Raw genomic sequence first — 12,318 nt, 5'->3', positions numbered from 1 at the left:
GGCAGCCAAACAGCTTCACGCTGCGCGGAGTCGGTCTTCGGTACTTCACTTTCGGACTCGTTCAACGCTGATCGAGCCCACCTGAATAAACCGTGAAGATGCCGAAAATTCAATAGCCCGCCCCTGGTGATTTCCGGACTGGAGGACTCGATGCCGAAGCATCGCGTGATGCGCCCGACCACGGTGTGGTTCTCGGTGCTCGTCGCGTCGCTGGGGTTGGTGGTCGGCGGCATTCTCCTCGCCCTGACCTCGCCGTCCGCAGCTGCTGATCCCGAAGTCCCGCCCGAGGTCACCGTGACGTCCCGGCCCGGCTCCGACAACACTCCACCGACGAACTCCGGAAACGGCAACGCCGACCACACTCCGGGCGTGAAGAGCATCGAGACATCACGAGTACCGGCTCGATCGGTCACCGGCCCGACGCCGGACCTCGGTCAAGGTGACGGCAACAGCGGTAACGGCAACAACGGGAATGGGAGCGGCAACACCGGCATCCCCGGGAACAACGGCAATACCGGTAGCGACGACGACGGTCTCCCCACGGCCCCGACCGCCGAACTACCCGGAATCGAATTGCCGGCCATCACGATTCCGGGTCTTCCTATCCCGGGCCTGCCGATCCCCGGTATGCCGGCACCGGACGCATCGACTCCCTCGGCGCCGGGCTCCCCGACACCTGGCTCCCCGGCACCGAGTACCGGAACGCCCGAACTGACCCCAGGTGACTCCGAACCCGCTGTCCCACAGGGCGATCCGCTGTCCGACCCGAACACCCCGCCCGCTGCCACACCCACCGCGTCGTCCTGCCTGATGGGCGCCGGGACCGGTGGCGGCTGCGCGGGCGCCGAGGTGGCTCGCGATCTGTCGCCTGCCGGGCTACTCGTCTTGGGTTCGGTCGCCTTGTTCGGTAGCGGCGCATTCCTCGAGTCGCTGCGCAACGGCCGCGGCTGACTCTCACCTCTTCAGTGGGCGGCGGGATCAATCCGGGGCGTAGGCACCCCATCGTGCCCTGGCACGACAGCAGGCACGGGTAGATCCGAACCCAGCGGCACCTGTTGAGCTGCCGTGGTTGTCATCCATTCGCGCAACGCCTTCGTGGCGCGCACATCGTCCTCGTTGTATTCGAGCAACCTCACCCGCTGGGTCTGATCCACCTCTTCGCCGTCGCGGCCCACTGCCCGCCGATACCACTGCATCGACGCCTCGCCGCCGGCTTCGTCGTCGCGCCAGTGGAAGCCCGCGTGGGGCGCCACCTTCTTGAGGCCTTTGCCCTCGGGGCTGAGGAAGTTCACGCTGACGGCCTCATAGATGTCGACCCAGTGCGTTGAGTTGATGAACTCCTGCACGGTTTCACGGCTCGGCACACCGGGCGATCCCGCGAACCTGTCAGCCGACCCGAGGAGCCAACGATTCTCGGCTTGCTGCGAATAACAGTAGGCCGCAAAGGTTTTGCCCTCGCTCAGGGCCTTGTCGCGTTCGTCGATCAGCCACTGCCAGAACTCGGCGAACGAGCGGGCCTCGTCCTGGGTGGGCAGCGGTTGCCAGGTGACGAAAGGGCGGTATCTGACGTCTCGGGCGGGATCGGTGTTGTCGGTGAGCAACGTGCCCCAGAGGTAGGCGCCGTCGTCCTGGTAACTCTCCATGTCGACGTCGACCTCCACGTCGGCCCGCGCAACCTGCACCTCGGGCATTCGCCGGATCAGCGTCACCTGAGCCAGCCAGGCACGCGCCAACAGGATCGAGTCAGCGAGGCTGTTACCCGGCCAGCCGTCGGGCACGGGACCGTCGTAGGCGGCCAGTTCGTCCACCGTGCGAACGCCCACCGTCGCGAGCAGCTGTGTCAGATTGCCGTTGACCACCAAGCTCACGTCGCGCGCCTCGTGCAGTTCCGGACCGCACTTGGACCACCACGCGCAGTTGCGGCACTCCCCGATCCGTGACGGTGCCGTCGATATCCGGCCCGCGGCGATGCCGGCCCGGCGCTCCAGCAGCGCGTCGTATCGGACAAGCGTGTCGGTGAGGTCGAGGACCACCATGCAGTCGGTGTCGAGGCCGATCACCGCGCCGACCGGTTTGCCGGTTCCCGGGTCGACCCCTGCGACGCCAAGCGCCTCGAGCATCCGGTACAGCTGCGCCAGCCGAACGGTGTCCCGCGAATTGCCGCGAACCTTCCGCGTCTCGTCGAGCATCGGCTGCCAACTCCACACCGGGCTGGTCACCGCGCCCGATCCGGGGTCGGAAGCCTTGTGATTGACCACAATGACCGGCACGTAACCCGACGTCCGTGGCGGATCGTCCATGCGGATCAGCAGCTCCGCCCACCCGCGGCGGCCACCGGCCTCGTCGTCGGGCAGGGACGCGCCCCAGATCCATCTGGCCCCGGAGGCGATGGCCGCCATGGTTCGCTCGGCCCTCTGCCGGCTGCCGCCGCCGCTGCCCACGTCGGCCCAACCGCTGAGTTCGATCGAATGGACCGCATGGAGCATGTCGCGCACACGCTCACGGTGCTCGGCCGCCGCTTCTTTGCGCAGCGTCACCGCGGGGTCTTCGGCGACCTTCTCTGAGCCGGGGAATCGGGAATCGAGGGCAAGCCGATGTTCGCAGCCGCTCAGATCCCTGGGACTGAGCAGCGGCGGTCTTGTCGGGCCGGATGGCACCGATGAACGAGTTGCCATCCACACCATCCTCTCCTCACCGATCTGGGGCACCTGCCGTACCCCCGCTATGTAATGCTTGTACCGCAACTGCAGGACAATTTCGTCAACCGCCGACGGCGATGCTCGACCAAGCTAACGAGAGGTCCCCAACGCATGGGTTTGTTCAGTTCCGGACGCAAGAGCCGGGCACAGCGCAAAGCTGAGGCCAAGGCCCTCAAGGCGAAGGCCAAGCTCGAAGCCCGCCTCGAAGACAAGTCCGGGCGCAAGTTCGCCAAGGAAGAGCTCAAGCAGCAGCGCAAGCTCGCCAAGAAGGCGCGCAAGGCGCAGGCCAAGTCGGACAAGAGTGCACTGAAGATCGCCGACAAGACGAACTCGGCGAGCGTCAAGATCGCGCAGGCCAACGCCAAGGCGGTCGCCGATGGCAAGGTGCTCTCGCCCGCTCGGGTCAAGCGCTATCTGCAGGTCGCCAAGGTGCTCTCGCCGATCCTGGTGCCGATCGCCTACCGCGCCAGCACTGCCGCCCGCGAGCAGATCAGCCGGATCCAGGCCGATCGCGCAGGTGTCCCCGTTGCCGAGCTGAACAAGTACAGCGGCCATGGCGCCGCTCTGTCGGCACGCATCGCCGGTGCGAACTCCTCGTTGCAGACCCTCACCGCCAAGCATCCGTCGGACGCCGAGACCAAGACCTTCGCGTCGACGATGAACCAGCGGCTGTCAGACCTGTCCACCGCTGTTGCGGCAGCCGAACACATGCCCGCCGCACGGCGCCGCAGTGCGCACGCCGCCATCAGTCGTGAGCTGGCCGCCATCGACGCCGATCTGCTCGCACGCCTCGGAGTGCGTCCCTGACCGCTCTGTCCATCCTCCTGACCGCCCCGGCGCTGGCAATTGCTGCCCACGGGGCGGCTTCAGGCGTTTTTCCTGACTCCGCGGGAATGCTGCTGCTCCTGCTGGTCGGAGTCGTCGCGGCCACCCTGTGTCGTCGGCTCAACTCCCCACTCGCCCTGCTCGCGGTGCTGACCGGCGCCCAGATCGCCGGGCACATGCTCCTCTCGGCCACCGCAGACCCGATGGCCCATGCACACGGGTCGCAGACGCTGATGTTGGTGACCCACCTGATCGCGATCCCGGTGTGCGCGCTGCTCATCGCCGGCGGTACCTCGCTGTACGGGGTGATCACGTCGGTCCTGGCCGTCGTGCGCCGCCTTCTCGGCGGCCCGGTTGCCGAACTCGCGAGTTCGAATCTTCCTCCCTCACCCCATCTACGACCTCTGGTCGGGGTGTTCGCTCCTGGCGGGACAGGGGTTCGGGGTCCACCGGCGAATTGATCTTCGCCCACACCCTTCATCCGCCCGAGCCCGTAGATCGACACGGTCACCCGGGTGGGTTTCACCCATCTCCGTTAGGAAACATCCATGTCTTTGTTCAAGCGACGCTTCCGTCTTCTCGGTGCGTCACTCGCCGCCGTCACGATGGTCGGTGGCCTGAGTTTGCTGGGCGCGGGTTCGGCCTCGGCACACGTCACCGCGGCAGGTGACGGTCTCACCCAGGGTGGCTACGGCGTCATCACGTTCCGGGTCCCCAACGAGTCGGACACCGCCAGCACGGTCGCACTGACCGTCGCCCTGCCCAACCTGACCTCCGCCCGTACCGAGCCGTTGCCCGGTTGGACCGCCGAGGTGAAGAAGGACCCGGCCACCGAAGCGGCCACGGAGGTGACCTGGAAGGTCGCCGACGGCAACCCCGGCATCCGGCCCGGCGAGTTCCTCCAGTTCCGGGTGTCCGGTGGGCCCCTGCCGGAGCAGGAGACGGTCACCATGGCCGCAACGCAGACGTACTCCGACGGTGAGGTGGTCCGCTGGGACCAGCCGACCGTCGAGGGTCAGCCCGAGCCCGACAAGCCCGCGCCCACGGTGACGCTCGGCGCACCGACCGCCGACGCCGATTCGGCGACTCACGAGGAAGACACCCAGACCGCCTCGGAGAACTCCGCGTCCTCAGACACCGACAGCACCGACGACACCGCCCGCTGGCTGGCCGGTGCCGGAATCTTGCTGGGCGCGTTGGGAATCGGCGTCGCGATCGGCGCCCTCGCGCGTAAACGCCAGTGAGGCGAGATTCGATGAGGCGTCTGACCTTCTCGATCGTCGCGCTGGTGATGACTGTTCTCGCGACGGTGGCCTGGGCACCGACCGCGGCGGCCCATTCGGCGCTGATCGGATCTGATCCGGCCGATGGCGCGCCGCTGGCGGCCGGTCCGGCAGCGGTCACACTCACCTTCAACGAGCCGGTGCAGAAGAACTACGCCGTGCTGAAGGTGGTCGGGCCGGACGAGCATTACTGGCAGGACGGTGAACCGACGGTCACCGGCCGTACGGTCACCGTCCCGGTGCGCGAGTTGGGGCCGACCGGCACGTACCTGATCAACTACCGGATCACGTCGGCCGACGGCCATCCGGTGGAAGGTCAGCTCGACTTCGAGCTCACCGTCGCGGGCTCGGGAACTCCGGGCCCTGCGGTGGACGCCGACGATTCCTCGTCATCAGGAATCCCGGTGTGGCCGTTCATCGTGGGCGGCGTGGTGGTGTTCGGTGCCGGGTTGGCGTTTGCACTGCGTCCCCAGCGGAAGAAGTAGCGGACAGTGACGACCGCGGGCGCGGCGCGGCGCGAGTGGTTGCTCGTCGCCGTGCCCGCGGTCTGGCTGGGCTTGTTGCTGGCCTGGGCGCTCGCCCGTCCCGCCGGCCCCGAAGCCGAATCGATCGCGGGGGCCGTCGCCCTGCTCGCCGGGATGACCGTGCTCGGTCTGTCCACCGTCAAACTCCTCGGCGGCGAAGAGCTCACCCCGCCGGTGCTGCGTCTGGCATCGGTGGTCGCTGCGGTGTGGGCTGTGTCGCTGCTGGTAGGTGCATGGCTGGGTGCCGCCGAACGAACGGGGCTCGCACCGCACGAGGTGGGCATCAACGACTTCTTCCGGGTCAACGGCACCACCGCGGGTCTCATCGCGGCGATGTGCGCGCTGGCGGTCACCTTGTTCTGCGCGGTCTGGATCCGGTATCCGAGTCTGATCGCGCCCGAAGCCGTCGGCGCCCTCGCCGCGCTGGGTCTGTTGATCGGACCCGTCACCGGGCATCTGGGACAGCTGACCGGCGGCGCATTGCTCATCGCCGTTCACGTACTCGCGGCGAGCTGGTGGTGCGGTTCTCTCGCGGCTCTCGCCCTCACCGTCCGCGGCCGAAAGGGCTGGGCAACCGTGCTGCCCGTGTTCTCGCGGTACGCGCAATGGCTGGTCCTGGCGTTGATCGTCAGCGGTGTGGTCGCTGCCCTGCTGGAGTTGGATTCGATCAGCGAGGTCTGGTCCACGGGTTACGGCCGGATCCTGCTGGCGAAGTCGGTGGGCATGATGGCGTTGCTTGCGGTGGCTGCCGATCAACGGCGGCGGTGGCTGCCTTCGGCCCACACCCATCGCATTTCCGAACAGGCATCGCTGCGACGCGCGATCGTCGAGGTGCTGTTGATGGCGGTTGTCATCGGACTGGCCGCCGGGCTCGGGACCACCGCACCCAGCTGAGCCGAACCAGCCGGAACCGGGCATGATTGACGACGGCGCAGCCACGTACACGTGACGTCGCCCCCCGTCTCAATGCAGGCCTGGATCAGTACCTCCGGGCCGAATCGAGACGCGGTGATCAGTCCGCCCGTCTTCGAAGGAGCTGAGCCGTATGGCCGACCCGGACTCCCAGCCCGACTCCGATCACTCGGGCGAGCGCCCCGCCCCGCCGGCCAAGAAGTCGGCTGCGAAAAAGGCTCCTGAGAAGAAGGCCCCGGCGAAGAAGACCGCCGCCAAGAAGGCGGCGAAAAAATCAGCCCCCAAGAAGGAGGTTGCGAAGAAGACCGCCGCCAAGAAGGCCCCGGCGAAAAAGGCTGGGCCCGGCCACACTCCACCCACAAAGGCGTCTGCGCAGAGTAGCCCTGACGCCGGCACACCCGATCACGCCAACGCTGAACACGTCGTATCGAAGAAGGCACCCGCCAAGAAGCCTCCGGTACGCAAGGGTCCTGGCAAGCCGGGCAACACGGCTCCACCCAAGTCGACCCCGGCACAGTCTTCGGCTCCCCCGTCTCCCAAGACCGCTCCCGCCCCGGCCGCGACACCGGAACCCACACACCCGAAACCCTCGGCGTCCACTCCGGACGAGGATCAGCAGGCCCGGTTCACTGCTCTCAAGCGCACGGAACCTCTGCCTCTGCCTGAGCCGTCGACAACAGGCCCGGTGGTCAAAATCGGCAGCGCCGTGGTTCTCTTGGCGCTCATCTTCCTGACCATCCGGCGGCTACGTCGATAGCCCGAGAGACGAAAGCTGTTGTGGTGATGCCGATTCGCGTTGCCCGACCACACTCGCCGCGATCTTGGCGCCGATGACCTCGGCCTGAGCGATCAGTTCACGCCGAACGGCCGGGTCGTCGGAATCTGCGTCGTAGAGGAATTCGAGCGACGACGCCTCGATGCGCGAGTAGTCCGCGATCCCATGGATCATCTGCAGCGTCATCGCCTCTTTGTATCCGTGGCGCTGATGGGTCCCTTCATCGATTCCGCCGATCGCCACCAGATGCAGGCCTTTGATGGCGCTCGGGGCGTCGGCGACTCGATCGTCATAGGCGAAGCCGCGTGTGAAGACGCGGTCGATCCAGCCCTTGGCGAGTGCCGGCAGCGACCACCAATAGACCGGGAAAACCAACACCACCGCTGCGGCAGATCGCAACATCTGCTGTTGCTCCGCGACGTCCACAGGGACCCCGGCGAGGCCTCGGAAATGTGCGAGATCGTCGCTGTTGAAGGCGGGGTCGAATCCCGACGCCGCCAGGTCATACGTTGTGGCAGTGAGCTTTTCGGCGGCGATGCTCTCTTTCATCGCTCGGGCCACATTCCAGGTGACCGATTCGGTGTCGGGGTGGACAACCACCAGGATGACATCGGACTGCTGATCTGCGTTGCTCATACCGGCGACGGTAAACTATGACATCAGTGTCAAGGTCAAGGTCCATCTCGAGAAGAGGCATCGATGTACATCAGCGACTTGAGTGACATCACCGGCGCCAGCTCCCGCATGCTCAGGCATTACGAAAAGGCCGGCTTGCTGACGCCGACGCGTGATCCGAACGGCTATCGGCGGTACCGGAAAGAAGACGTACAGACCGTCGAAGACATCCGATGCCTCTTGGCGTCAGGACTGTCGTTGTCGGAGTCCGCTTTCATCCTTCGCGTTGCGTGCGCCGACCCCGACGAGGCGACCGACGAGGAACGCCGTGAAGCCCTACGGCAACTCGACGAGCGCGAAAATCAGCTGGCCGACGCGATGCGTCGTCTTCGGGCACAGAGAGCCGGGATCTCCGAGCTACGAACGCATGTGCGCGACGCCATGAAAGCTTCGACGTCGCCGGATCAGCTCTCTGGATTGTCCAGCGCACGAAGATAGCGCTTCGTCACCAGGCGTTGACCCAGTCTCCCGAGCGGTCCGCCCGCCCGGGCGAGAACCGAGTGTGGGCGTGAGAAGGCTGCGACCACCAGCACCACACTGTCGTCGGCTCGGTGCTCGACGCAGAACAGCTCCTCACCTGCTTCTGGGTGGCCGGGCAAGGTGCCGTAGGCGAAACCACAGCGATCGGGCTCGTCGAGCACGTACACAACTCGCACCGGCGCCTTCAGCCGGGCCGCACCCACGCCGAGCCCGACCAGCCCGATACTTCCTTCGCTGACTCTCGCGTCGGGACTGGTCACCGTCAGGCCGGCGCCGAGCTGCACCTGCCATCTCAGAACAGCGTCGCCGAGTTCACGAAACACCGCAGCGCCCGATCCCACGACTCTTTCTCGTCGCAGGTGGTGGTAACCGGACGGCATACCGGTCGCGGTCGCACCGACCTCCGGATAGGTGAACTCCGCCGCCCGCAAACGACCCGCGGTGTCCGAATCCATAGGTCGGACAGATGGTTTGCTCATCTCTGGAGACTACCCACCCGGATTTGACCCCGGGCTGCTTCGCGCCCTCGTCGGCGCCATCCGCACCGCGAGACGCGAGCGTCACGCGGCACGTCGACGAACCCAGACCGCCGCGAAATGAAGTGCGATACCCACCGCAAGAAGGAGCCCGCCATACATCCAGACCTCACCGCTCTGCTGGGTCAACAGCAGCACGCACGACGCGACACCCAGGATCGGAATGACTGTCGGTACCCGAAAGTGCTTGTGGTCGACAGGATCCCGCCGCAGCACCAACACAGCGATATTCGTCGAGATGAAGACAAACAGGAGCAGCAGCACCACTGTCTCGGCCAATGTCGACAGGTCTCCGGTGAGTGTGAGCAGCATGGCCACCAACGTCGTCGCCACGATCGCCGCCCACGGGGTACGCCGCTTGGGCAGCACCTTCCCCAGTGCGCTCGGCAGAAGCCTGTGTTCGGCCATACCGAAGGTGAGGCGACTGGCCATGATCATCGTGAGCAGAGCGCCGTTGGCCACGGCCACCAGTGCGATCAGGCTGAAGACCCAGTCGGGGATGCCGACACCGGACTCCCCGACAACGGCCAGCAGTGGTCCCGACGACTCGGACAAGACGCTCGCGGGCAGGGCGATCGAGCTGGCGAGTCCCACCAGCACGTAGACGAGCCCGGCTGTTGCCAACGACCCGAAGAGGGCCAAGGGGTACACGCGACTGGGATTGCGGATCTCTTCGGCAACATTGGCCGAGGTCTCGAATCCGACAAACGAGTAGTACGCGATGATGGCACCGCTGAGGATGGCCATCGCGGGGGTTGAGCCGTCCGGGAACTCGGTCACCCGGGACACGTCACCTCTACCTTCGCCGAGCATCACCCCGACCACTGCGATGACGATGACCAGTCCACTGACCTCGATGATCGTCATGACCACGTTGCTCTTCACCGACTCACTGATGCCGCGTGCGTTCAAGCAGGCCACCAGTGCCAGGAACACCAGCGCGGCCGGGACGGTCGGCACATCGATGAAGGTCTTGAGGTATTCGCCGGAGAAGGCCAACGCCAGTCCGGCTGCGCTCGTGACGCCTGCGGCCAGCATGCAGAAACCTACGAGGAACGAGACGATCGGTTGTTTGAAGGCCCGCTCGGCGAAGATCGCTGCGCCGCCGGCCTGCGGATATTTGGTGACCAACTCGGCATAGGAGCCGGCGGTGAGCAGGGCCAGCAGGAGGGCGACGATCAGCGGGGCCCAGAGCGCGCCACCCACCTCTTCGGACAGCACTCCCATCAGGGCGTAGATACCGGCTCCGAGCACGTCACCCAAGATGAACAAGAACAGCAGCGGGCCGGTTATCTTCCGCTTCAGTTTGGATGCGGGCTCATCGCCTGTTGCCTGTGTTCCGGTTTCGGCATCAGCCGTCATTCGCATCTCCTGGTGCAACCGAGAATCAGCCGGCCGACGTCGCCCGGGGGCCAGCTGTTTCTACAACGTTTGTTCAGGTAGGCATAGCCTGCGAGCGACGATCGAAAACCTTCGGCGAACCACAGGGTTGCTGACGAGCGCTCCCGCCAGGATCGTCAGCGCTCGTGCACGGTCACGCCGAGCCGACGACGAAGTCGCGCAATGTCATCGGCGGCCGGCCCGTGATGGTCTCCACACTGTCGGTCACCGCTGCCAGTTCACCCGCAGCAATCGCGGTGTAGGTGGACACCCAGGCATCCAATTGCCAGTCCGGCGCCCCATACGATTTGCGTGACTCGTAGGCTTCGTCGATCGTCTCGTTGTGGAATGTGACTGTGCGACCGCTGGTTTCGGTGAGAATCCGCGCCACCTCGTCGAAGGTGATTGATTCGCGACCGGTGAGGTCGTACGTCTCACCCCGGTGTGATGCCGGATCGGAGAGAACCGCGGTCGCCACTCGCGCGACGTCGGCACGCGCCACCGCACCCACCGCGCCGTCGCCGGCCGGGCCACGGATCACGCCGTCGGTGCCGGCGAGGCTCGGCAGGAAATCGATGTAGAAGCTGTCGCGCAAGAACGTGAACTGCACACCCGACGCGCGGATGTGCTCCTCCGTTGCCCAATGATCGCGCGCGAGAGTGAAAGTCGCGTCGGGTGCCGCATTCAGGAATGACGTGTAGACGATGTGTTGCACACCGGCCCGGACAGCCGCATCGACGAAAGTGCGGTGTTGGTCCAGCCGGTCTGCGCTCTCCGAGGCCGACACCATGAACAAGGTGTCGACGTCCGCGAGCGCGGCGACCGCGGCGTCGTGGTCGCCGTAGCTCGTCTCCGCGACCGCTGCCCCGGGCAACACCGGCGCGCGCCCGCGCGAACGCACCACCAACCGGAGAGCTGTCCCGGCCTCCGACAGGGCACGCGCGACCGATCCCCCGACATTGCCGGTAGCCCCCGTGACCGCGATGGATGGATGTTGAGTCACCGGATTCTCCCGTCGTCGTGGACTCGCTGGTCGAGCACGTGCTGTTGCTGAGGCACCTTGTCCTCGATGATGGCACTGCGAACGACTCCGAACGATGGGACCCCCGCAGCATGACCACAGCACAAGCCATCGCAACAGCCTGCGTCTTCATCTGGCTGGGGATGGTACTGGCCATCTCCTTCCTGGAAGCTCCACTGAAGTTCCGCGCTCCCGGGGTGGATCTGAAAATGGGACTGGGCATCGGGCGGCTTGTGTTCCGGGCGCTGAACACAGTCGAGGCGATCCTTGCGGTTGTATTGACGATCGCGATGGTGGTCGGCGACGTCCCGTACCGGGTGCTGATCCCAAGCCTGTGTGCGATCGCGATCCTCGCGTTTCAGGTCATCGTGGTCAGACCACCGCTCACCCGTCGGTCGGATCGGGTGATCGCCGGCGAGCAAGCGCCGAGGTCGCACGCACATCACGTGTACATCGGCGCCGAAGTGCTCAAAGTGGCCGCGCTCGTCACTGCCGGGATCCTGCTGCTGTCCCAGAGTTGGTATGTGACGGGATAGTTTTGACACCGACCGCCGGAAGGGAGGAATCGTGGACGAGAACGTGATCGAATCGCTGATCCGGTGGACGGATTCAGGTGCGGTATGGCGCGTGACGTCCCGGACCGCCTCTGCCGTGACCATCTCGATGTGCACCTGCGACGGTGGCGAAGAAGTACAGCGCCTGCAATCGGCTGATCCTGCGGTCCTCGCCTGGCTGGGCGGCAGGACGGGCAACGAGGTGGACGATGCCTGAACGTCGCGACCGCGACCCCGACGGCCGCGCTCGGCAGGCCCGGCCGCGCGACGAGCTGGGCAGGCCGCTGCCGTACGGCGCCGAGGGTGTCGAACCGGTCTCCGAAGAACCGTTACCACCCGCCGAAACCATCGCGCTGGCACGTCAACTCATCGACGCCGGACGTCCGTTCGCAGCCCACGAGGTCTTCGAGGTCCGCTGGAAGACATGCCCGCCCGACGAACGGGAGCTGTGGCAGGGGCTGGCCCAGATCTGCGTCGGCCTGACGCATCATCTGCGCGGAAATCCCAGGGGCGCAGCGCGTCTCGTCGAGCGCGGGGCGGGTCGGCTCCTGCGTTACAGCCTGGTCGATGCGACGCCGTACGGACTCGATCTGGACGCCGTCATCGCGTGTGCGGAACAACAGGTCCAGGGCACGCCCTGAGTGATGCCGGCCG

16 protein-coding genes are annotated in these 12,318 nt (G+C 66.1%); 11 read left to right on the top strand and 5 right to left on the bottom strand.

Features of this window, described 5'->3' with window-relative positions:
- The first annotated feature begins 150 nt into the window (after nucleotides 1-150).
- The gene (locus WIMU1_RS00145; protein ID WP_147431447.1) at nucleotides 151-951 is read left to right on the top strand and encodes a hypothetical protein; all 801 of its coding nucleotides are present in this window, start codon (nucleotides 151-153) and stop codon (nucleotides 949-951) included.
- A gap of 11 nt (nucleotides 952-962) precedes the next feature.
- Here the strand turns inward: WIMU1_RS00145 and WIMU1_RS00140 are convergent, their stop codons facing one another.
- Nucleotides 963-2,675, bottom strand: coding sequence for a TM0106 family RecB-like putative nuclease (locus tag WIMU1_RS00140; RefSeq protein WP_084248024.1), 1,713 nt, complete (start codon nucleotides 2,673-2,675; stop codon nucleotides 963-965).
- Nucleotides 2,676-2,810: 135 nt separating this feature from the next.
- Between WIMU1_RS00140 and WIMU1_RS00135 the strand changes: the two genes are divergently transcribed.
- The 6 genes from WIMU1_RS00135 to WIMU1_RS26510 all read left to right on the top strand — a co-directional run bounded on the left by WIMU1_RS00135 (nucleotide 2,811) and on the right by WIMU1_RS26510 (nucleotide 7,000).
- Nucleotides 2,811-3,506: a DUF6474 family protein gene (locus WIMU1_RS00135; RefSeq protein ID WP_023955102.1), complete on the top strand. Its 696-nt coding sequence runs from the start codon at nucleotides 2,811-2,813 to the stop codon at nucleotides 3,504-3,506.
- An 86-nt stretch (nucleotides 3,507-3,592) separates the two neighbouring features.
- Entirely contained in the window at nucleotides 3,593-3,985 is a 393-nt protein-coding gene (locus WIMU1_RS00130) for a hypothetical protein (protein ID WP_051406344.1), read from the top strand.
- Nucleotides 3,986-4,072: 87 nt separating this feature from the next.
- A complete protein-coding gene (locus tag WIMU1_RS00125) occupies nucleotides 4,073-4,768 on the top strand; it encodes a YcnI family copper-binding membrane protein (protein ID WP_084247910.1) in 696 nt (231 codons plus the stop codon).
- 11 nt (nucleotides 4,769-4,779) lie between these two features.
- On the top strand, nucleotides 4,780-5,292 hold the full coding sequence (locus tag WIMU1_RS00120) for a copper resistance CopC family protein (protein ID WP_062795615.1): 513 nt from the start codon (nucleotides 4,780-4,782) through the stop codon (nucleotides 5,290-5,292).
- A gap of 6 nt (nucleotides 5,293-5,298) precedes the next feature.
- On the top strand, nucleotides 5,299-6,225 hold the full coding sequence (locus WIMU1_RS00115; protein WP_062794649.1) for a CopD family protein: 927 nt from the start codon (nucleotides 5,299-5,301) through the stop codon (nucleotides 6,223-6,225).
- 151 nt (nucleotides 6,226-6,376) lie between these two features.
- Nucleotides 6,377-7,000 (top strand): hypothetical protein, encoded by a 624-nt coding sequence (locus WIMU1_RS26510; RefSeq protein ID WP_176579570.1) that lies wholly within the window; start codon nucleotides 6,377-6,379, stop codon nucleotides 6,998-7,000.
- On the opposite strand, the gene WIMU1_RS00105 is transcribed toward WIMU1_RS26510, so the two are convergent.
- Nucleotides 6,989-7,654: an NAD(P)H-dependent oxidoreductase gene (locus WIMU1_RS00105; RefSeq protein WP_062794648.1), complete on the bottom strand. Its 666-nt coding sequence runs from the start codon at nucleotides 7,652-7,654 to the stop codon at nucleotides 6,989-6,991. The genes WIMU1_RS26510 and WIMU1_RS00105 overlap by 12 nt on opposite strands.
- Nucleotides 7,655-7,717: 63 nt before the next feature.
- Here WIMU1_RS00105 and WIMU1_RS00100 point away from each other — a divergent pair, with 63 nt between their 5' ends.
- Complete coding sequence (locus WIMU1_RS00100; protein WP_023955114.1) at nucleotides 7,718-8,131, top strand: MerR family transcriptional regulator; 414 nt, start codon at nucleotides 7,718-7,720, stop codon at nucleotides 8,129-8,131.
- Here the strand turns inward: WIMU1_RS00100 and WIMU1_RS00095 are convergent.
- The 3 genes from WIMU1_RS00095 to WIMU1_RS00085 all read right to left on the bottom strand — a co-directional run bounded on the left by WIMU1_RS00095 (nucleotide 8,098) and on the right by WIMU1_RS00085 (nucleotide 11,092).
- Complete coding sequence (locus WIMU1_RS00095; RefSeq protein WP_245969195.1) at nucleotides 8,098-8,652, bottom strand: DUF1990 domain-containing protein; 555 nt, start codon at nucleotides 8,650-8,652, stop codon at nucleotides 8,098-8,100. The genes WIMU1_RS00100 and WIMU1_RS00095 overlap by 34 nt on opposite strands.
- Nucleotides 8,653-8,733: 81 nt before the next feature.
- The gene (locus WIMU1_RS00090; protein ID WP_062794646.1) at nucleotides 8,734-10,071 is read right to left on the bottom strand and encodes an APC family permease; all 1,338 of its coding nucleotides are present in this window, start codon (nucleotides 10,069-10,071) and stop codon (nucleotides 8,734-8,736) included.
- 172 nt (nucleotides 10,072-10,243) lie between these two features.
- Complete coding sequence (locus tag WIMU1_RS00085; RefSeq protein WP_062794645.1) at nucleotides 10,244-11,092, bottom strand: SDR family oxidoreductase; 849 nt, start codon at nucleotides 11,090-11,092, stop codon at nucleotides 10,244-10,246.
- Nucleotides 11,093-11,202: 110 nt separating this feature from the next.
- Between WIMU1_RS00085 and WIMU1_RS00080 the strand changes: the two genes are divergently transcribed.
- From WIMU1_RS00080 to WIMU1_RS00070, 3 genes are read left to right on the top strand one after another with little or no spacing between them, the layout of a single operon-like run.
- Nucleotides 11,203-11,646: a hypothetical protein gene (locus tag WIMU1_RS00080; RefSeq protein ID WP_062795613.1), complete on the top strand. Its 444-nt coding sequence runs from the start codon at nucleotides 11,203-11,205 to the stop codon at nucleotides 11,644-11,646.
- Between the two features lie 31 nt (nucleotides 11,647-11,677).
- The gene (locus tag WIMU1_RS00075) at nucleotides 11,678-11,881 is read left to right on the top strand and encodes a hypothetical protein (protein ID WP_245969196.1); all 204 of its coding nucleotides are present in this window, start codon (nucleotides 11,678-11,680) and stop codon (nucleotides 11,879-11,881) included.
- Nucleotides 11,874-12,305, top strand: coding sequence for a DUF309 domain-containing protein (locus WIMU1_RS00070; RefSeq protein WP_062794643.1), 432 nt, complete (start codon nucleotides 11,874-11,876; stop codon nucleotides 12,303-12,305). The genes WIMU1_RS00075 and WIMU1_RS00070 overlap by 8 nt, the downstream gene beginning before the upstream one ends.
- Nucleotides 12,306-12,318 lie beyond the last annotated feature (13 nt).

The organism is Williamsia muralis NBRC 105860 (assembly GCF_001598915.1).
Taxonomy (GTDB): Bacteria; Actinomycetota; Actinomycetes; order Mycobacteriales; family Mycobacteriaceae; genus Williamsia; species Williamsia muralis.
The sequence above is the reverse complement of the archived record's forward strand: the minus strand, read 5'-3'. Positions and strand labels throughout refer to the sequence as shown.

What these genes read in the sequence shown, in the direction of transcription:
- WIMU1_RS00145 (WP_147431447.1), top strand. Translation starts at nt 151, where the DNA reads ATGCCGAAGCATCGCGTGATGCGCCCGACCACGGTGTGGTTCTCGGTG.
- WIMU1_RS00140 (WP_084248024.1), bottom strand. Translation starts at nt 2,675, where the DNA reads ATGGCAACTCGTTCATCGGTGCCATCCGGCCCGACAAGACCGCCGCTG.
- WIMU1_RS00135 (WP_023955102.1), top strand. Translation starts at nt 2,811, where the DNA reads ATGGGTTTGTTCAGTTCCGGACGCAAGAGCCGGGCACAGCGCAAAGCT.
- WIMU1_RS00130 (WP_051406344.1), top strand. Translation starts at nt 3,593, where the DNA reads ATGCTGCTGCTCCTGCTGGTCGGAGTCGTCGCGGCCACCCTGTGTCGT.
- WIMU1_RS00125 (WP_084247910.1), top strand. Translation starts at nt 4,073, where the DNA reads ATGTCTTTGTTCAAGCGACGCTTCCGTCTTCTCGGTGCGTCACTCGCC.
- WIMU1_RS00120 (WP_062795615.1), top strand. Translation starts at nt 4,780, where the DNA reads ATGAGGCGTCTGACCTTCTCGATCGTCGCGCTGGTGATGACTGTTCTC.
- WIMU1_RS26510 (WP_176579570.1), top strand. Translation starts at nt 6,377, where the DNA reads ATGGCCGACCCGGACTCCCAGCCCGACTCCGATCACTCGGGCGAGCGC.
- WIMU1_RS00105 (WP_062794648.1), bottom strand. Translation starts at nt 7,654, where the DNA reads ATGAGCAACGCAGATCAGCAGTCCGATGTCATCCTGGTGGTTGTCCAC.
- WIMU1_RS00100 (WP_023955114.1), top strand. Translation starts at nt 7,718, where the DNA reads ATGTACATCAGCGACTTGAGTGACATCACCGGCGCCAGCTCCCGCATG.
- WIMU1_RS00095 (WP_245969195.1), bottom strand. Translation starts at nt 8,652, where the DNA reads ATGAGCAAACCATCTGTCCGACCTATGGATTCGGACACCGCGGGTCGT.
- WIMU1_RS00090 (WP_062794646.1), bottom strand. Translation starts at nt 10,071, where the DNA reads ATGACGGCTGATGCCGAAACCGGAACACAGGCAACAGGCGATGAGCCC.
- WIMU1_RS00080 (WP_062795613.1), top strand. Translation starts at nt 11,203, where the DNA reads ATGACCACAGCACAAGCCATCGCAACAGCCTGCGTCTTCATCTGGCTG.
- WIMU1_RS00070 (WP_062794643.1), top strand. Translation starts at nt 11,874, where the DNA reads ATGCCTGAACGTCGCGACCGCGACCCCGACGGCCGCGCTCGGCAGGCC.